We start from the raw sequence: 18707 nt of genomic DNA, 5'->3' as shown, positions 1-18707 counted from the left end.
GGATACATAATCCTTTGCAGGCTGGTACATCCTATAGGTCATATTATCTGTTCGGCTCATTCGTAAAGGGGGAATAACGATGAAGAAAGGGCGCTTTCCCAAGTTGCCGAAGCTACCGTGGAGCCGGAGAGCGATTCCAGCCGCAGACCGCAAGACACGAAATTCCAATGTGCCTAAAGGACTGCCTGAGTCTTCGTGGCTGGAACAGCCGCTGCGTAGCAATGTGGAAAACAATTTGATTGCTTTGCGTGACATTTTCAAGGATTGCTCTGATATCGTCTATCGAGAGCTCATGATTTCCCCTGAACGCAAAGGGTTGTTGGCTTATTTTGAAGGTACGGTAAAATCGGAGGATTTGCAGGATCATATCCTGCGGCCTGTCATTCTGGGCATGATGCTCAAGGACCCTGAAGTGAACGGCAAATTGGAGCCGTTGGATGAAACTCGTATCTCCATGTCCCAGACTAAAACGATGGACGAATGGAAGATGGTATCAGCAGCGATACTGGACGGCAATGCCGCTTTGTTTGTAGATGGTACGCCTCGTGCTTATATTTTTAGCGCCAAGGGTGGTGTCCGCCGTGGCGTAGAGGAACCCCAGACGGAAGCGGTTATTCGTGGGCCGCGTGAGGGCTTCACTGAGACCCTTCGCGTCAATACGGCACTGTTGCGTTTCAAGTTGAAGACCTCCAAGCTCAAGATGTACAGCATGACCATCGGAACAGAAACTCAAACGAGCGTCGTCCTTACCTATATTGAAGGGATCATAGATCCCAAACTGGTGGAGGATGTAAAAAAAAGGCTCAGCGATATTAATATTGATGGTGTTCTGGAGACTGGATATATTGAGGAACTGATTGAGGACCATCCCTTTTCTCCGTTTCCGCAAATGGAATATACTGAACGCCCGGATACCGTCACTGCCCAATTACTGGAAGGACGTTTTGCCATTTTTGTGGACGGAACGCCTTTTGCCCTGATTGGGCCGGTCACGATGTGGCAGATGATGCAAGCAAGCGAGGACTATTACGAACGTTTTTTCATCAGTAATATGGTGCGCTGGATTCGTTTTCTTTTTCTCATCATGGCTCTCTTTCTGCCAGCAATATATGTAGCGGTTACGACCTATCACCATGATATGCTGCCGACGACACTCATATTAAGTATTGCAGCGGCTCGTGAATCTATCCCTTTTCCAGCACTGGTGGAAGCGTTAATGATGGAAATTTCTTTTGAGGCATTACGTGAAGCAGGGATTCGTCTCCCCAAAACGGTCGGTCAGGCCGTTAGTATTCTTGGTGCGCTCGTAATTGGGCAGGCCGCAGTACAGGCAGGGATTGTATCGGCACCCATAGTCATTGTTGTGTCGCTCACAGGTATTGCTTCGTTTACCATTCCACGCTTTAACTTTGCCATCACAGTTCGCCTGCTACGATTTCCAATCATGCTGATGGCGGGTTTATTCGGATTGTTTGGGATCATTATTGCGACAACGCTGATTGCTACGCATCTAACCAAGCTAACATCGTTTGGTGTCCCTTACATGAGCGGATATAGCCCGTACAACCATACGGATCAAAAGGATATCGTCGTCCGTGCACCTTGGTGGAAAATGACTAAACGTCCTTCCTGGATTGGTAAAGACAACAACAAACGAGCGAAGGAAAAGATGAATGGAACGCCTACCACCGAGGAGGGATGGTGATGAAGCCCAAATCGAATACACAAAAAATACGTAAAGCGGCTGTGCTCTGTTGTCTGCTGCTTTGTTCTGTTCTTTTGGGAGGATGCTGGGATCGCCGTGAAGTGAACGATGTGGCCTTTGTGATGGGTACCGGGCTAGACAAGGAAGGCGATCAATACCGGGTAACGATGCAAATTGCTTTGCCTGGACAACTAGGATCTTCGGGCAGCACAGGAGGAGGGGGAGGTACAAGCGGTACGAAGTCCTACTATCTGGAGTCCAAAACAGGTCCAAGCTTTCGAGGAGCAAGTACCGAGGAACAGCGCGGGGTTTCGCGAACACTTAATTACTCCCATCGGCGGGTACTGCTGTTCGGCGAGACGCTGGCACGGGAAGGGATTAGCAAAATGATGGATGTCATTGCACGTATTCCGCAGAACCGTCTGTCTTCCCTGGTTGTTATCACGAAGGGGTCAGCGATGGAAGTGCTTCAGGCAGATGCTCCGATTGAGCAATATCCAGCGGAAATGGTGCGTGAGCTTAACTTTTCCTATATGAAAAAACCTCGTTCCGTTAAACTGCTGATGAATTCCGTCCTGCTGGAAGGCATTGACCCGGTGGTGCCAGTAATGTCTCTGGTGAAGAATGGGCCCGCTAGTCTTAAAGACAAGAAGACGAATATTCAGATCGATGGATTGGCAGTCTTTCGACAAGACAGGTTAACAGGGATTATTGATAACCATCTCAGTCGGTTTCTGCTGTTGGGTATGGAGCAAGCCAAGGAGACAGAGATATTTATCCCCCCTCCCAAGGGTAAAGGTTACATATCTGTGCATCTCATCGAAAATAGAGTCCATATCAAGCCCTTTATTCAGGGGAATGAGATTCGAATGACCGTTCATATGAACTGCAATGGGAATGTGAAGGAAAATGAGACGAATTTCGATATTTCCAACGAGGAAAATTTGAAGTGGCTGGAGCAGCAGACAGCCGAGGAAATCAAGAGGGAGCTGGGAGAGGCTGTCCACGTGATTCAGCAAAAGTATCGTTCAGACGTACTTGGTTTGGGCCGGGCTATTATTACGAGTCACCCGGATGAATGGAAACGGATTAAACCTCAATGGGAGCAACTATATCCCAAGGTGGAGATCACCATAAATCCGGTCGTGCATATTGAGAATATTGGTGCGGTCACCAAACCATTCGGGGTCAAAAAGGAGCAAATCCAGAATGAATAAAGTATTTCTGTTACCTTTGGTGCTGGCTATGCTCTTCATGTATCTGATTGACCGTAAAAATATTAACAATGCACCAGCCATCAATCGTTGGGTCTCTCGAGTATTGTATGTTATTAGCATTGGTATCTGGATTTACGGAACATCAACGAAGAGCACCGTTTATGTGGCTACATGGCTGACCCGTTTTATTGACATGTGGCTCCCCCCTACGTTGTAAATCGTGTATTGGATGCCTGCGGATAAAAGGAGGATGACCTGTATGAAACAGTTCACAACCAGACAAATCGTACTGCTGGGTGTATTGATGGAGGTCGGTATTACCCTTATACATGCTCCGGCGCAGGCAGCGGATCACGCGAATCAGCATGCCTACTGGACCTGTATAATTGCGGCTATCGTGCTATGCTTGCCGATCTGGGCGATGTTGAAACTCAAGCGTCGTTTTCCTGACCAGGATCTAATGCAGGCGATGGTGAGCTCTCATCCTGTGCTGGGACGTATGCTGCTTGCAGTCTACCTTATTTTATTCCTGATCATTTTTGCACGGGATTTGAGAATTATCACAGATTTAGTGGAGGTTGTGCTTTTGCCGCTGACTCCGATTGTGGTCACTTCTCTTATTGTGCTGTTAACTCTGGTATTTATGGCCAAAGGCGGAATAAGCACCATCGTGAATATGGCCGAGATTTTTTTGCCGATGTTGATTTTGACGCTGTTGACCATGCCACTTTTTTTTGGGCGTAATATGGATTTTTCGATGCTGAGACCCTACTTACATCCAGAAGTAGAGGGAGTGATCAAGGGCAGCTGGCGCATGCTGGGATATATGGCCGATATCCTGATGGTTCCCTTTGTGATTTCTGGAAAGAGTTATAATGGACGTAGTGCGTGGTATGGGCATTTGCTCGGAACCGCTTTTCTGATCATGCTGGTGTTGCAGTCGGAGTTGGTTATTGGTGTTCCTATCTTGTCACGGCTGTTCTATCCATCGTATGAACTGGTGCGTCAATTGCAGCTAACGGACTTTCTGGATCGGTTCGACTTGTTCGTGGCAGCACTGACCGTACCCACCTTTCTTACGAAGATCGGAATTGATCTGTACGTTACCAGTTTGGCGGTAAAGCGTATGTTCTCCCATGCCTGGGGGAGTCTGATGGTTTGGCCCGTAGGTTTGTTAGGTTATGTCTGTTCGTTTATGCTGTTCTCCAACATCGTGCAAGTTTTTGATTTCAGCCGGGAGTGGACCGCGGTGATGATCATTTTTTTTGTACTTATGCCCTTGGTACTATGGATGTTGCTCCGACCCAAATCTAAAGGGAAAGGCGGAGATGATAAGGCATCTAACGGAGAGCGGGATAGCAGTAGTCAGCTAGAAAGCCGGCAGGGAGACAGAACAGGACACACCCACTTATAAGATTCCTGTATTCATCGAAAAAGTAATTCTTATTTGTCTTTTACCCCTCTGATTGTATACTTGGTAGAAAGAAATACGACTTCTACTAGGGAGGAAACAGAATGGCACAACGCATGGCAGGTAAGAGAGTCGCTCTTGCTGGTCCCCGTAAAGCAGACGAAATGGCGCTGCTAGTTGTGAAGATGGGAGGGGAGCCAGTACATCGTCCGGCCCAGGGCACTGTTTTTCTAGATGATATCGAGCTGCGCAACGCTGTTGTATCGTGGGTAAAGAACCCTCCGGACTGGTACATCTTCACGACAGGCATGGGGCTGGATGCCCTGTTCGATATGGCAGAGGATATGGGTGTGGCTGAGCAGATTATAGAGTTGCTGCAATCTTCCAACATTGCAGCGCGGGGCTACAAGACGGTCAATGGACTCAAAAAGCGTGGCTTTACGCCAGCAGTACGAGACGAGGACGGAAGTTTGATCGGATTGACAGGAGCTTTCGCCCCATACGATCTGAAGGGGAAGGAAGTGCTGTTGCAGCTGCATGGCGATCCAGCCCCACGGTTGGTAAAATGGCTGGACGAGCAGGGGGCAGTGACCCGCCAGGTACTTCCTTATAAGCATATCCCACCCGAGGAAGCAAAATTGCAGGCGTTACTGGAGGATGTTATCCATCGTAATGTTGATGCCGTTACATTCACGAGTGGTCCGCAAATTCGATTTTTGGCCCAATATGCCAGAGAGCAAAATCGAATTGAGGATTTACTGGAAGCTTTTCGTGAGGATGTGATTGCTGTATCCGTAGGGAAGGTGACTGCACAGTCCATTGTGGAAGAAGGGATTGATCGAGTCGTGTTTCCAACCGAAGAGCGCATGGGCGCGATGATGGTGGAGCTGGGCAAATATTTTGAACATAACGATTCGGTGCATGGCTGTGGTCTGAAGATCATGAATGGTCATTGAAATGAGATCAAAATTATAAATGCAGATGCTAAAAAATGAACTTATATTTCGGGATACAGAGTAAAATAAAGATAAGGGCCTACGAGGTCTTTATCTTTTTTTGTTGGACATGCATCGACAAAGATTTTTGTTATAGCGAAAATGTTTATCTAATATAATGAATAAGTTTCGATGCTACTTAGGACAGGAGCTGAGACGTTAATGAATTCTATTTGCGTATTTGCCGGGTCCAGACCTGGACATTTATCGGTATATGTTGAGGCAGCAGGCAAACTGGGAGAAGCCATGGCTCGCCATCATATCCGTCTGATCTATGGCGGCTCTAGCAGGGGGCTAATGGGAGAGGTGGCAGATGGAATGCTGTCGGGTGACGGTCAGGTCACTGGCATTATGCCCACCCTGTTATTTGATGCAGAGATCATTCATCGGGGAGTTACCGAATTTATTGAGGTAGCAAGCATGCATGAGCGTAAAGCGGCAATGAGCGAGATGGCCGATGCTTTTATTGCCCTTCCGGGTGGTTTGGGAACCTTTGAAGAGCTGTTCGAGGTACTATGCTGGGCGCAAATCGGCATTCATCGCAAGCCCATTGGGCTGCTGAATGTGAATGGATATTTTGACCCGTTAGTAGAAATGGTGCGTCATAGTGTGCAAGAGGGGTTTACCGGGAGTGAGCATCCAGCGCTACTGAGCATCTCCGCAGACCCGGACGAATTGCTACATATGTTAAAAAATAAAGCACAGAACTTGAAATAAAGCTTTTTTCGTGCTTGCACAACTGATTGAGGCAAGGTTATGATAAGACCCATAATCAAATAGCGGACAGACAAGGTGCCTTTGCGGTTGAGCAAAGGGTAACAGGGAATCGGGTGCAAATCCCGAGCGGTCCCGCCACTGTAAGGAAGAGGATTTTTTTAATTGGTCACTCGTGAAAAACGGGGAAGACGAAAGAATCCGTTGATGCCAAGCCAGGAGACCTACCTTGATCTGTATGCACCGTTAACCTTCGCGGAGAGGATGGGTGTACGAAATCAGGAAATCAGGCACACGTTGCTTTTTCCATGTTGGCTAGAGGGTTGCGTGGATATGAACGTGCAGCAGCGTTTGAAGCGTAAACAGACAGATGGAAAACAACGGCAGGCTGGAGGAAGACAAATCGTGTCTTCTTACGCTGTTTGTTCGTCTGATGAGAGATACGTACATAGAAACCCCATCCGGGCAGGATGGGGTTTTTTTAAGTTACACGATGTGCATAAATCATTGAAATAGATAGGATAGCTGCCCTGAAAAGGATGAATAGGAGGAGTACGATGAGCCCATTAGGAAAATTGTTGGTGATTGGATTTGGACCAGGAGATATGGAACATATCACAAAACGGGCGCTGGATGCGCTGGACGAAAGTGAGGTCATTATCGGCTACAATACCTACGTTGATTTGATCCGTCCGCTGTTGAACGGACAGGAGATTGTACGCACAGGGATGACAGAGGAAGTGAGCCGTGCGCAGGAGGCGGTTCGCCAAGCAGAGATGGGCAAGAAGGTAGCTGTCATTTCCAGTGGAGATGCGGGAGTCTATGGTATGGCAGGGCTGGTGTACGAAGTGCTGATGCAAAAAGGCTGGCGACGCGAGGGCGGGGTTGAGGTAGAAGTCGTACCGGGGATCTCGGCTATACAGTCCTGTGCTTCACTGTTGGGGGCGCCAGTGATGCATGATGCGTGCACGATTAGTCTGAGTGATCATCTGACCCCGTGGGAAACGATCGTAAAGCGTGTAGAAGCTGCGGCTTCGGCTGATTTTGTGATTGCATTATACAACCCGCGCAGTGGTCGGCGTACCCGCCAGATTGTGGAGACGCAGTCCATTTTGCTGCGTTACCGTGATCCGCAGACTCCGGTTGGGCTAGTGAAGAGCGCTTATCGTGAACGTCAGCAAGTTATTGTAACGACGCTGGAAGATATGCTGAACCATGACATCGGGATGCTGACGACTGTAATCATCGGCAATTCCTCGACGACGGTGTATGACGGTTTGATCGTGACTCCGCGCGGATATCAGCGCAAATACACGTTGGATGCGACCGAGCAGGCGCTCAAGCCGCATCAGCGTCTCCGCACGGAAGCGGAGCCGTGGTCGCTGGGAGCGCAAGAGGGTACACCGCAGGCAGGAGCAGCCCCGACTACGCCCGCTGGACCCTCCGCGAGCGGCGCTGCGGTTGCCACGCAGGCACGCCCGCAAGTGATGGCTGTCGTGCAGGCAACGACTGCTGTGCAAACCGGCGCAGCCCCGGCATCGCTGGCGGCAGAGGCGCTAAGCCGCCTCGCTATCGGCGGTAAGCTGCCTGGCGAAGCCAACGCTCGCTGGAGCGGGCAAGCGCCTGCCGCCAAGAGCACCGCCGGAACGTCGGCGGTGGCCGGAGCAGGGGCCGCGGCCGGGATGGCGACAGGCGGCTTTGGCAAGCCTGCGCTGTTTGAGGTGGGTGTTTCCCCGGGTGTGGGAAACAAGAAATTCACCGCTCGCCAGATGGCGCTGCTCGCCGAGGTAGCGGGTGATGATGGCGAGCTGGAATACACGCCGGATCATCAGATCGTGCTGCGCGTGCCGTGTGCAGACCCCGAGGAACTGGTCGGGCGGCTGCGGGATGAACGATTCATTGTCATGCCGGTTGGCGATGTGTTTAAGGTAAAGGCGTGCGACTTCTGCAATATGGAGAAGGATGACGCTGTGCCTGTGGCTGAGCATTTACAGGTTGTACTTGGTGGATTACAGGCACCCAAGGAAACGAGCATTGCTTTGAACGGATGCGGTATGGCCTGCTATGGAGCCGTACTAGAGGATATCGGAATCGTCTATCGCAAGGGTGGGTACGATCTCTTCCTCGGTGGCAAAAAATTCGGCCGCAATGCTCATGCCGCTCAGCCTGTAGCGGAAGGAATTCCGGGTGATCAAATTACGGACATCGTGGAGAACGTCATCGCTGAATATAAGGAAAAAGGGCATCCGAATGAGCGTTTTCATAAATTTTTTAAGCGTGTAGGTGTCGTTGCGGGGTTCCGGCATGAAGATGCACCAGTAACGGTAGAAGTGAATGCGGTTTGTGGTGATTAATGGACTGAAGGCCTGATGAACGGGATACAAGCATATATATAAAATAGGGCGTCATGCAGGCTATCCCTATTCAAGAGGAGGAAACAACAGCAGTGGATGCAATATTGTTGGTTGGACATGGAAGTCGGGACCCGGAGGGGAACCAGGAACTGCTGGAATTTGCACAGGCAGTGGCAGATCGGGTACCGGATATGTGCGTGGAAACCTGTTTCTTGGAGCTGGCACGTCCCAGCATTGCTGATGGGATGCAAACTTGTGTGGAGAAAGGGGCGACGCGTGTCGTTCTTATTCCGATTATTTTGTTCGCAGCGGTACATGCCAAAATTGATATTCCGATGGCTATTGACCGGGCAAAGGCGAAATATCCGCAGGTGGAATTTGTATACGGACGTCCGATTGGTGTTCACGAGAAAATCGTCAGCATTCTGCAAAGTCGCTTGAAAGAGGCCCGGCCGGTTGCAGTTCCAGCGGGGATGATTAGCGCTGTCGAGGCATCTGTCGAGGTACCTGACGAGGAAACGGCGGTACTTGTATTAGGACGCGGAAGTAGCGATCCAGATGCGAACAGTGACTTTTTCAAAATCACCCGTATGCTGTGGGAGAAGCTTCCTTATACATGGGTAGAGAGCAGTTTTATCGGTGTGACGCAGCCTTCCTTTCCCGATGGATTGGAGCGTTGTGTACGATTGGGGGCCAAAAAGATTATCGTGCTTCCCTATTTTCTGTTCACGGGTGTGCTGATTAAACGCATCGGAGAAATGACCCAGGAATTTGCCGAGGCTCACCCTGCATTACAAGTGGAGATGGGCGGATATTTTGGTTTCCATCCTCAATTGGTTGAACTGGTGCTGGAGCGAGCTAAGGAAGGTTTGTTCGGCAAGGTTACAGCCAATTGTGATAACTGCCAGTTCCGCCTGGAGGCGCAGGAGCACCACCATCATCACCACGATCATGACCACGATCATGACCATGACCACGATCATCATCATGAACATGAACATCACCACCATCATGCACATGAGCACGACCATCATGATCACCATACACACAGCCACGATCACACTCATGAGCATGTCCATGCTCACAGCCATGATGACCATGATCACCATCACGAGCATTCACATACGCCATCTGTAGTGAATGGAAGCGGGCAGGTGAAGGGCTCATGATATTCATGCTATGCGGAACGAGCGATGCTCGGGAATTGGCGCTGCAAATCCGTGACAATGGCTTCAACGTATTGACCTCAGTCGTAACCGAAAGCGCGGCAGCCAGCTTGTCTGAAGCGGGACTAGACGTACGTACAGGCCGAATGACAGCCGATGAAATGGCTGCAATGATTCGGGAGCTTGGAATACAGGCGGTTGTTGATGCCAGTCATCCTTTTGCAGAAGAAGCACATGCGAATGCGATGACAGCCGCTCGCGAGTCCGGGGTTCCTTATATTCGCTATGAGCGGACAGGACTTGTATATGACAATCATCCGTTGCTCCACATCGTGTCTTCCTATGAAGAAGCCGCATTAGAAGCGAAGCAACTCAAAGGTTCTGTAATGCTTACGACGGGCAGTAAGACGCTCGGCACGTTCACCAAGCATTTACTCGGAGACCCGGAGATTCGTCTGGTTATACGCATGCTGCCGCGCCTGGACAATATGGAGAAATGCGGCGAACTGGGCATGGAGCAAAAAAATATTATTGCCATGCAGGGACCCTTTTCCCGCGAGATGAACGAAGCATTGTACAAGCACTATGGCACGACCGTGATGGTCACCAAGGAAAGCGGAAGCACGGGAGCAGTGGATGAAAAGGTTCAATCTGCATTGGAGCTGGGGATTCACGTACTTTTGATTTCCAGGCCGGAAGTGGAATTTGGCACAGTATTTGATCATTTCGACGGAGTCATCAACGCACTGCGTACAGCAAAAGAGAAAACTTCAATTTGAGTTGAGCCTTACCCCTGCGAGTCCAGTTCATCAGGAACGACTTCTGGCATGTATTTAAAATATAGTCATCTTAAAACAGGTGTTTTTACAGGTATCCATGATTTTAGTAGCAATGAATTGTCATTTTCCTAAACTATTTTCTAATTTTCCATAAGGGAGTGGTCTACCATGGATTTCAAAACAGAATTTAAACCGCTAACGGTACAGCCGCAGGAGATTGAAGGCAAAAGCTTCGAGATGATCACAGAAGAATTGGGAGAGCATCCTTTTACAGCAGAGCAATATCCCGTTGTACAGCGTGTCATTCATGCATCTGCTGATTTTGAGCTGGGCCGCAGCATGGTGTTTCATCCAAAAGCGATTGAAGCCGGGATTGCAGCTATTCGCGCAGGACAGCAGGTAGTGGCGGATGTGCAGATGATTCAAGCGGGGCTGAGCAAGGATCGTATCCGTCAATTTGGTGGGGATGTGCATGTGTACATATCTGACCCTGACGTCATGGAAGAAGCGAAAAGGCTGAATACGACACGCGCCATTATTTCGATGCGCAAAGCGATTCAGGCGAGCGAAGGTGGTATCTATGCGATTGGTAATGCGCCGACAGCGTTGCTGGAGCTGATTCGTCTGGTGAAAGAAGGAGCGGCCAAGCCCGGACTGGTGATTGGCATGCCCGTAGGCTTCGTATCGGCGGCAGAATCCAAGGACGAGCTGCGCAAGCTGGATATTCCGTTCATTACGAATATTGGACGCAAGGGCGGCAGTACAATTGTCGTAGCAGCATTGAATGCGATCTCCTTAATGGCTGTCCGCTAGATGCGGTTGTCCGTTTGCTGTATCATGAAATGAAATGAATTGGAACATGATCAGCAGAAGAGGTTAAGGAGGAATTGTCATGGAAAAGGAAGCGGCGTCCGCCGACAAGCCCAAACGGATGAAAAGCGGTGAAGCTCCCGCACCGGACAAGCCAATGCGGTCAGGCTTTACGACAGGAGCTTGTGCGGCTGCAGTAGCCAAAGGAGCGGTACAACTGCTCATCACGGGCATTCCGCCGAAGGAAGCAGTGATATCGCTGCCCGCGGGATTCGATCATGCGTTTGAGCTGATCGAGCCTGTGTTGGACGCGGACGAAGCTTCCTGCACGACGATCAAGGACGGTGGCGATGACCCAGACGCCACGCATCAGGCGAAAATAATCGCCTCTGTTAGCTGGCGCGAGGAGCCGGGCATTGAGCTGGACGGTGGCATCGGCGTGGGGCGGGTAACGAAGCCCGGTCTGCCTGTGCCTGTCGGGGAAGCAGCGATTAATCCGGTGCCGCGACGGATGATTACGGAGGCTGTGACAGGCGTGCTTGAAGAGCACGGATCGGCCAAAGGTGTCCGTGTCGTCATCAGCGTACCGGACGGCGAAGAAATCGCCAAGAAAACGTTGAACGGACGACTTGGCATTCTTGGCGGTATTTCCATACTAGGCACGCGTGGTGTGGTCGTTCCGTTTTCCACGTCAGCTTATAAAGCCAGTGTCGTGCAGGCCATATCGGTTGCGCAAGCGATGAACTGCCAGGAAATAGTCCTGACCACAGGCGGCAGCAGTGAAAAATATGCCATGCAAATGTACGATCAGCTGACGGAAGAGGCCTTTATTCAGATGGGGGATTTTGTCGGCTTTGCCATTAAGCATGGGAAACGGCTGGGAATGAAAAAGATTATTCTCGTCGGTATGCCTGGCAAGCTGTCGAAGGTAGCTCAAGGTGTCATGATGGTTCACTCCAAGAGTGCTCCGGTGGACTTTGGCTTTTTGGCTGAGGTCGCGCGTGAAGCAGGTGTGGATGAGTCGCTTGCAGCGGCAGTGGCAGAGGCGAATACAGCTACGCAGGTGGCAGATATGATGACCGAAGCGAATGCGCTGAGCTTTTTTGAAAAGTTGTGTACCTATGGATGTCAGCATTGTCTGGACCATGCAGGTGGTGGAATTGTCGTGGAAATGGTACTGGTAACGATGAAAGGGAACGTGCTGGGGAGGGCGAGAGTCGGTGAGTAGAGTGATTCGTGTCATTGGTATCGGTGAAAATGGAGCGGCAGGTCTGTCGCAGGAGACGCTGGAGCACATTGAGAGTGCCGACCTGCTGGTTGGTGGAGAACGCCAGCTAGCCTTTTTCAAGGCATTCGCAGGGGAAAAACGAACATTAAAGAGCGGCTTATCTGCCGTGGTAGAAGAATTGGGACGGTTGCGCAAGGACAAGGATATTGTCGTGCTTGCGTCAGGCGATCCGCTTTTTTTTGGAATTGCAGGTTATTTGTCCGCCAAGCTGGGGGCTGAACATTTGGATATTTTGCCGCATCTCAGCTCGGTTCAGCTGGCGTTTGCGCGTCTCGGTGAAAGCTGGCAGGATGCGGTGCTGGAAAGCGTACATGGCCGTCCGATGACCGGATTGGCGCAGCGGATCGATGGACAGAACAAGGTCGCGCTGCTGACGGACGACCGCAATCATCCCGCCGCAGTCGCTGCCTATCTACTGCATTATGGCATGACGGAATATGATGCCTTTGTCGGCGAGCATTTGGGCGGACCGGATGAGGCGTATCAGCATTATACGTTGGATGAGATGGCGCAGAGAACGTTCCAACCACTGAATGTGGTGATTTTGCGCCGCCGTAAGGGAGAAGATGTGCCTGCAATTCGTCGGGGATTTGGCTTCGAGGATGCGGAATTTCACCAGCGCAAGCCGGAAAAAGGACTGATCACGAAGCGTGAAGTACGCGTATTCAGCTTGTCCGAGCTGCGTCTGACCGAACGAAGCATCGTATGGGATATCGGCGCAGGTTCCGGCTCTGTAGCGGTGGAATGTGCGCGGCTAGCCAAGTATGGGCAAGTATTTGCCATTGAGAAGAACGAAGGCGATCTGGCTAATGTGGAAGCGAACAAAATCAAATTCCGCACCGATTTCCCGGTTATTCATGCCAAAGCGCCTGCCGGACTGGAAGATCTGCCAGACCCGGATGCGGTGTTTATCGGTGGGAGCGGGGGAGAATTGGCCGAGCTGATTCGTCTGTGCGCTTCCCGTCTGCGTAACGATGGACGAATTGTAGTGAATGCTGCAACGATTGAGACGCTGCATGATGGGATGAAGGCGATGCAAGCAGCAGGACTCGATACTTCAGTGACGTTACTGCAAACAGCACGCAGCAAGCCGATTTTGAATATGACTCGTTTTGACGGACTCAATCCGATATATGTTATTACAGGGCAGCCGTCGGTGGACGTGGCTGACGAAGTAGCAGGGGAGTAAGCTGGTAATTCAAGAGGGGGAGAGAGACAGCATGAATACGGCGGCAACAGGAACACTTTACGGCGTAGGTGTGGGGCCGGGTGATCCCGAGCTGATTACGGTCAAGGCGTATCGCATGATTCAGGAATGTGCAGTTGTGGCTTATCCGAAGAAACGCCGGGGAGGTAAGTCGTATGCTCACGAAATCGTGGAGTTGTACGTCAACCCGGAGGAAAAGGAGATGCTGGGACTCATTTTTCCAATGACCAAGGACCCGGTTGTACTGGAGCGTGAGTGGAACAAAACGGTGGTTGCTTGCTGGGAGGCACTGAGCCAAGGCAAGGATGTAGCCTTTGTCACAGAGGGAGACCCTAATCTGTACAGTACCTTTATTCATTTGGCACGGCTCATGAAGGATCTCCATCCTGAGGTGCCGATTGTATCTATTCCGGGCATTTCGTCTGTGTTGGGAGCGGCGGCAGCGCTGGAATTGCCTTTGGCAGACGGAGATCAGCAGGTCGGTATTATTCCGGCTACGGATGATCGGGAAGCGATGAAGCGGGCGATTGAGAATCACGATACGGTCGTGTTTATCAAGGTTGCCAAGGTGCTGGATTTGATTTTGGATGTGCTGGATGAACTCCATCTTGGGGACCGTGCATCAGTCATTACCAAGGTCACTTCTCCTTATGAAATGGTATGGCGCGACGCACGTGAGCTGCGCGGACAGGAGCTTGAATATTTGAGTTTAATGGTGGTGAGCAAATGACGTTGGAGCCCAAAGTGTATATCGTAGGAGCAGGTCCCGGCGACCCGGAGCTGATTACTGTCAAAGGCTCCCGGATTCTACGCACGGCCGATGTGGTATTGTACACGGATTCACTCGTGAACGACGAGCTGATTGCCACGGCCAAGCCAGAGGCGCAGGTACTGCAAAGCTCAGGCATGGATTTGGAGCGGCAGGTCGAGATTATGAGCGAGGCTGTGCAGGCTGGACGCAGTGTAGCTCGCGTACATACAGGCGATCCGGCAGTGTACGGAGCCATTTTGGAGCAGATGGTGTTGCTGAAGCAGCGCGGAGTAGCATACGAAATCGTACCAGGCGTCAGCTCGGTCTTTGCTTCTGCGGCCGTGCTGGGTGCAGAGCTAACTGTGCCTGACCTGACGCAGACGGTCATTCTGACGCGTGCCGAAGGCCGTACACCTGTACCGGATCGGGAAAAGCTGCGTGACTTGGCATCCCATCACTGTACAGTGGCACTGTTCCTCAGCGCAACGCTGGCAAAGAAGGTGGTCGTTGAGTTTTTGGCAGCAGGCTGGAGTGAGGACACGCCTGTAGCGGTTGTGCAGCGCGCGACCTGGCCGGATCAAAAGATCGTGCGCACGACGCTTGCTCAATTACCCGCCGATTTGCGTGCTGCAGGCATAACGATGCATGCCATGATTTTGGCAGGCTGGGCGCTCGATCCGGGACTGGTGGACAAGGACGCGCATCGTTCCAAGCTGTACGATAAGTCATTCACCCATGGCTACCGGAAGGGAGTGAAGCCCGGTGAGTAATCCATTTGCCGCTGTGGCAATCACGAAGCATGGAGTGGAAATGGTCCGCAATTTGGGAGCCAGCTTTCCGGGTACGGATGTGTATTACATGTCCAAATTTGAGCGTGGCGACGAGCAGGAGCGTGGCATTCAATTGTTCGAAGGCTCGGTCAAGCTGATTTTGCCGGATTTATTTAAACAATATAACGGTATTATTTTATTTATATCTCTCGGTGCAGTGGTTCGTATGATTGCACCAATTTTGGTGGATAAAAAGGTAGACCCGGCGGTAGTTGTCATTGATGATCGTGGCGAGCATGTCATTAGCGTATTGTCTGGCCATTTGGGTGGCGCCAATGAATTGACCCGCCATGTAGCCGCTGTGCTGGGCGCACGTGCGGTAATCACAACTGCATCGGACGTGCAGGGCACAATTCCGGTGGACATGTTGGGTCGAGAATTGGGTTGGGTGGTCGATAGCTTCGACAAGGCCACTCCCGTGAGCGCTGCTGTTGTGAACGAGGAGCCTGTTGCGCTCATACAAGAGACGGGCGAACGGAACTGGTGGCGTTATGACAAGCCTGTACCTGGACATATCAAGGTATATGCTTCGACGGCAGAAGCATTACAAGAACCGTTTAACGCCGCGTTGGTCGTGAGCGACCGTTTATTGGAGCCGGAGGAAGAGGAGCAACTTCTTTCTAATGGCGTGCTGTACCGTCCGAAAAGCTTGGTACTCGGCATTGGCTGCAACCGTGGGACTGCATTAGAGGAGCTGGAAGCGGGTGTGCTGAACACCTTGCAAGAGCTGCGTTTGTCCGTGAAAAGCGTACGGAATATTGCCACCATTGATTTGAAAAAGGACGAAGAGGGCTTACTTGCCCTTTGCGCCAAATACGGTTGGGAACTGGTGACGTATACTCCGTCAGAGCTGAATACGGTGCAGCTTCCCAATCCATCGGAAACCGTCTTTAAATACACTGGTGCATATGGGGTCAGTGAACCTTCAGCCTTGTTGTCCTCCGGTGCAGACCATTGGCTGCTGGAGAAGAAAAAAAGCGGCAATATGACGTTGTCTGTAGCGCGGGTTTCCTATGACTGACATCATGAAGCAGGCTGTACAGTCTGATCCGTCTGCCGCTACGCGCAGAAGCCGTATTGTTGTTGCCGGAACAGGCAGCGGCGCAGGCAAAACGACTGTTACCCTCGGGCTGATGAAGGCGTTCGCCGACAGCGGCCTGCGAGTGCAGGGGTTTAAATGCGGGCCGGATTATATCGATCCCACCTATCATACGGCCGCGACAGGGACATCTTCCCGTAATCTGGATTCATGGATGACCTCACCGGATACGGTGCGTGAAACCTTTATCCGTGCTTCCGAAGGCGCGGATATTTCCGTGATTGAAGGCGTCATGGGGCTGTATGACGGCAAGGACCCGCTCAGCAATACCGGCTCGACCGCTGAAATCGCCATGCTGACGGACAGCCCTGTATTGCTGGTGGTCGACGTGCGCAGTATGGCACGAAGCGCCGCCGCTATTGTGCTCGGCTTTCAGCGCTTGGAGCCCAAGCTACGCATTGTGGGCGTAATTGTGAATCGCTGCGGTAGCCAAGGGCACTATGGCATCGTCAAAAAGGCGATCGAGCAGGAGTGCGGCATCCCTGTGCTCGGCTGGTTAAAGCGTGATGACGGGCTGGATATTCCCGAGCGTCATCTGGGTTTAGTACCGGCTGTGGAACGCGGCGAGCTGGAGCCGCTTTTCCAACGGGCGGCAGAGCTGATCCGCGCGGGTACGGATCTGGATGCACTGCGGGCATTGGCAGATTCGGCTCCGCCGCCCAGCCCGCCCGAGCACCCATTATTTTCCCTGAATCGGCTTCCATCAGCAGGGCATGAAGCTGATACCGGGGAACGTCCCGTCATCGCCGTCGCCAGAGATGCTGCGTTCAATTTTTACTACCCGGAAAATATGGATTTGCTGCGTCAGGCGGGAGCAGAGATTGTCTATTTCAGTCCGCTGGCGGGAGAACGCGTACCTGAGCAGGCAAGCGGCCTATACCTGGGCGGCGGTTTCCCTGAAGAGTTTGCCGCAGATATCGCTGCAAATACGGGTTTTTTGGAAGATATCCGCAACGCGGTGAGCCGGGATATGCCAGTATTCGCCGAATGCGGCGGTTATATGGTACTGGCACGGACTCTTACGGATCGTATGGGGAATGCCCATCACATGGCCGGAGTTATTCCGTCGGACGTCCGCATGCAGGAGAAACGGGCCGCACTGGGATACCGTGAAGCAACAGCTTTGCAGGATTGCTTACTGCTGGAGGCTGGACAGACCATTCGGGGACATGAATTTCATTATTCTGTCATGCACTATGACGAATCATCCGCCCCCTACTCCTACGCCTATCAAACCAAGGGGATGCGTGGTCTTCAGAGCGAAGGCTATGCGAAAGGGAATCTTTTGGCAGCCTACACGCATGTTCATCTCGCTTCTCTTCCCAAAGCGGCAGCACGCTGGGTGGAACAATGCCGGGCTTACAGTCCATAGTTTTGCAAACGAGTCCACCATTTCATATAAACAAAAAGAAGCCGATTCCCTGAAAGGGGCCGGCTTTTCTAAATTTCAATAGATTTAAACCTTACATGGTATGGAAGCGTATACATTACTTTTTTGGTGGTTCACTTACATGAGCTTTTTCAGCTGGGAAATCCTTCCCTGACTCACGCCAAGCATGGAGGCGAGTTGTTTTTGTGAAGATGCTGGATGTTCTTCCATAAGCTCTCTCATTTTCTCCAAAATAACGTCTGTGCGCTGATAAATTTTTTTCATATGCATGTTTTGCTTAAGTGGGGGTGAATGGGTTTCAGTCGCTGTGACCGGAACTAAATCTTCCGTTTTCATCGAGGCCGCACATTCATCGCAGATAAACTGATCTTTAAAATAGGTGTTAGTATCAACCGCACCGCAAAATATACAGTTGGTTGATTTGTACTTACGGAGCATGAGTGTCTGGTCTTCAATAAAAAACTCTAATGGATCGCCGATGTCAATCTCCATCGTCATGCGCAACTCTTTAGGAAGCACAATTCGCCCCAAGCTGTCCAAGGGCCGGGTCATTCCAGTCCTTTTCATTCATGCAACCTCCCCGGTTTTTTAAGATTTATAGAATGTATAAGGTTTGAGGCAATTCTTATCAATTCTATAACCGCAAGCATAAATTTCTTACAAAAAGCGGCCCTTTATTGTTAATCAAGCATGGACGCACTTTTTTTCTTACGAGTATACCATAAAGAGGCCGAATCGCCATCGTTCAGATTTATAAATTTTGAATAAGTTTTAATAAGTTTATTCCGAGCGAACATATATGCTATAATCTTCTGCTAAAGGATTTAATAGGCCGTCTGTAGAATTATTTATATATGCCGTAGCTCGGACAATGATGGCGGTGTTATGGGAAATGAATGAGGGCCAAACAGAATTTTCTGAGCGTTTTGACCCCACAAACAAGAATGAATGACACGGACCCCGCCTTTAAAGTCCTTATATACAAGTCAGG

The 18707-nt window shown here is 50.9% G+C and carries 17 protein-coding genes and 1 riboswitch; of the genes, 16 read left to right on the top strand and 1 reads right to left on the bottom strand.

Annotated features, from left to right (window positions below):
• Positions 1-79: 79 nt before the first annotated feature.
• The 16 genes from MHH57_RS23610 to MHH57_RS23535 all read left to right on the top strand — a co-directional run bounded on the left by MHH57_RS23610 (position 80) and on the right by MHH57_RS23535 (position 17698).
• Complete coding sequence (locus MHH57_RS23610; RefSeq protein WP_342434599.1) at positions 80-1705, top strand: spore germination protein; 1626 nt, start codon at positions 80-82, stop codon at positions 1703-1705.
• Positions 1705-2922: a Ger(x)C family spore germination protein gene (locus MHH57_RS23605; protein ID WP_069012107.1), complete on the top strand. Its 1218-nt coding sequence runs from the start codon at positions 1705-1707 to the stop codon at positions 2920-2922. The genes MHH57_RS23610 and MHH57_RS23605 overlap by 1 nt, the downstream gene beginning before the upstream one ends.
• Complete coding sequence (locus MHH57_RS23600) at positions 2915-3139, top strand: hypothetical protein (RefSeq protein WP_029518596.1); 225 nt, start codon at positions 2915-2917, stop codon at positions 3137-3139. Before MHH57_RS23605 ends, MHH57_RS23600 begins: the two co-directional genes overlap by 8 nt.
• 42 nt (positions 3140-3181) lie before the next feature.
• Positions 3182-4336: an endospore germination permease gene (locus tag MHH57_RS23595; protein WP_069012109.1), complete on the top strand. Its 1155-nt coding sequence runs from the start codon at positions 3182-3184 to the stop codon at positions 4334-4336.
• 101 nt (positions 4337-4437) lie between these two features.
• A complete protein-coding gene (locus MHH57_RS23590) occupies positions 4438-5289 on the top strand; it encodes a uroporphyrinogen-III synthase (RefSeq protein WP_322251549.1) in 852 nt (283 codons plus the stop codon).
• A 201-nt stretch (positions 5290-5490) separates the two neighbouring features.
• A complete protein-coding gene (locus MHH57_RS23585) occupies positions 5491-6045 on the top strand; it encodes a TIGR00730 family Rossman fold protein (protein WP_340886685.1) in 555 nt (184 codons plus the stop codon).
• A 56-nt stretch (positions 6046-6101) separates the two neighbouring features.
• Positions 6102-6289, top strand: a riboswitch (cobalamin riboswitch).
• Between the two features lie 310 nt (positions 6290-6599).
• Positions 6600-8396, top strand: a complete 1797-nt coding sequence (gene cobJ, locus MHH57_RS23580) for a precorrin-3B C(17)-methyltransferase (protein WP_342434598.1) — start codon at positions 6600-6602, stop codon at positions 8394-8396.
• A 92-nt stretch (positions 8397-8488) separates the two neighbouring features.
• The gene (locus MHH57_RS23575; RefSeq protein ID WP_342434597.1) at positions 8489-9565 is read left to right on the top strand and encodes a sirohydrochlorin chelatase; all 1077 of its coding nucleotides are present in this window, start codon (positions 8489-8491) and stop codon (positions 9563-9565) included.
• Positions 9562-10341 (top strand): precorrin-6A reductase, encoded by a 780-nt coding sequence (cobK, locus tag MHH57_RS23570; RefSeq protein ID WP_069012858.1) that lies wholly within the window; start codon positions 9562-9564, stop codon positions 10339-10341. The genes MHH57_RS23575 and cobK overlap by 4 nt, the downstream gene beginning before the upstream one ends.
• Before the next feature lie 168 nt (positions 10342-10509).
• A complete protein-coding gene (locus MHH57_RS23565; protein ID WP_069012857.1) occupies positions 10510-11154 on the top strand; it encodes a precorrin-8X methylmutase in 645 nt (214 codons plus the stop codon).
• Between the two features lie 79 nt (positions 11155-11233).
• Positions 11234-12379 carry a cobalt-precorrin-5B (C(1))-methyltransferase gene (locus tag MHH57_RS23560; protein ID WP_342434596.1) on the top strand — a complete coding sequence of 382 codons (1146 nt, stop codon included), beginning with the start codon at positions 11234-11236 and terminating at the stop codon, positions 12377-12379.
• On the top strand, positions 12372-13628 hold the full coding sequence (cbiE, locus tag MHH57_RS23555) for a precorrin-6y C5,15-methyltransferase (decarboxylating) subunit CbiE (RefSeq protein ID WP_341162862.1): 1257 nt from the start codon (positions 12372-12374) through the stop codon (positions 13626-13628). The genes MHH57_RS23560 and cbiE overlap by 8 nt, the downstream gene beginning before the upstream one ends.
• Positions 13629-13659: 31 nt before the next feature.
• Positions 13660-14376 carry a precorrin-2 C(20)-methyltransferase gene (gene cobI / locus MHH57_RS23550; protein ID WP_039271654.1) on the top strand — a complete coding sequence of 239 codons (717 nt, stop codon included), beginning with the start codon at positions 13660-13662 and terminating at the stop codon, positions 14374-14376.
• The gene (gene cobM / locus MHH57_RS23545; RefSeq protein WP_013373518.1) at positions 14373-15167 is read left to right on the top strand and encodes a precorrin-4 C(11)-methyltransferase; all 795 of its coding nucleotides are present in this window, start codon (positions 14373-14375) and stop codon (positions 15165-15167) included. The genes cobI and cobM overlap by 4 nt, the downstream gene beginning before the upstream one ends.
• Positions 15160-16248, top strand: a complete 1089-nt coding sequence (locus MHH57_RS23540) for a cobalamin biosynthesis protein (RefSeq protein WP_069010063.1) — start codon at positions 15160-15162, stop codon at positions 16246-16248. The genes cobM and MHH57_RS23540 overlap by 8 nt, the downstream gene beginning before the upstream one ends.
• Positions 16241-17698, top strand: coding sequence for a cobyrinate a,c-diamide synthase (locus MHH57_RS23535; protein WP_069010061.1), 1458 nt, complete (start codon positions 16241-16243; stop codon positions 17696-17698). Before MHH57_RS23540 ends, MHH57_RS23535 begins: the two co-directional genes overlap by 8 nt.
• A gap of 135 nt (positions 17699-17833) precedes the next feature.
• Here the strand turns inward: MHH57_RS23535 and MHH57_RS23530 are convergent, their stop codons facing one another.
• Positions 17834-18283 (bottom strand): AbrB/MazE/SpoVT family DNA-binding domain-containing protein, encoded by a 450-nt coding sequence (locus tag MHH57_RS23530; protein WP_025721620.1) that lies wholly within the window; start codon positions 18281-18283, stop codon positions 17834-17836.
• Positions 18284-18707 lie beyond the last annotated feature (424 nt).

It is taken from the genome of Paenibacillus sp. FSL H7-0442, assembly GCF_038593105.1.
Lineage (GTDB): Bacteria > Bacillota > Bacilli > Paenibacillales > Paenibacillaceae > Paenibacillus > Paenibacillus polymyxa_D.
Note: the sequence above shows the minus strand (reverse complement) of the source record. Positions and strands in the feature narration are given on the sequence as shown.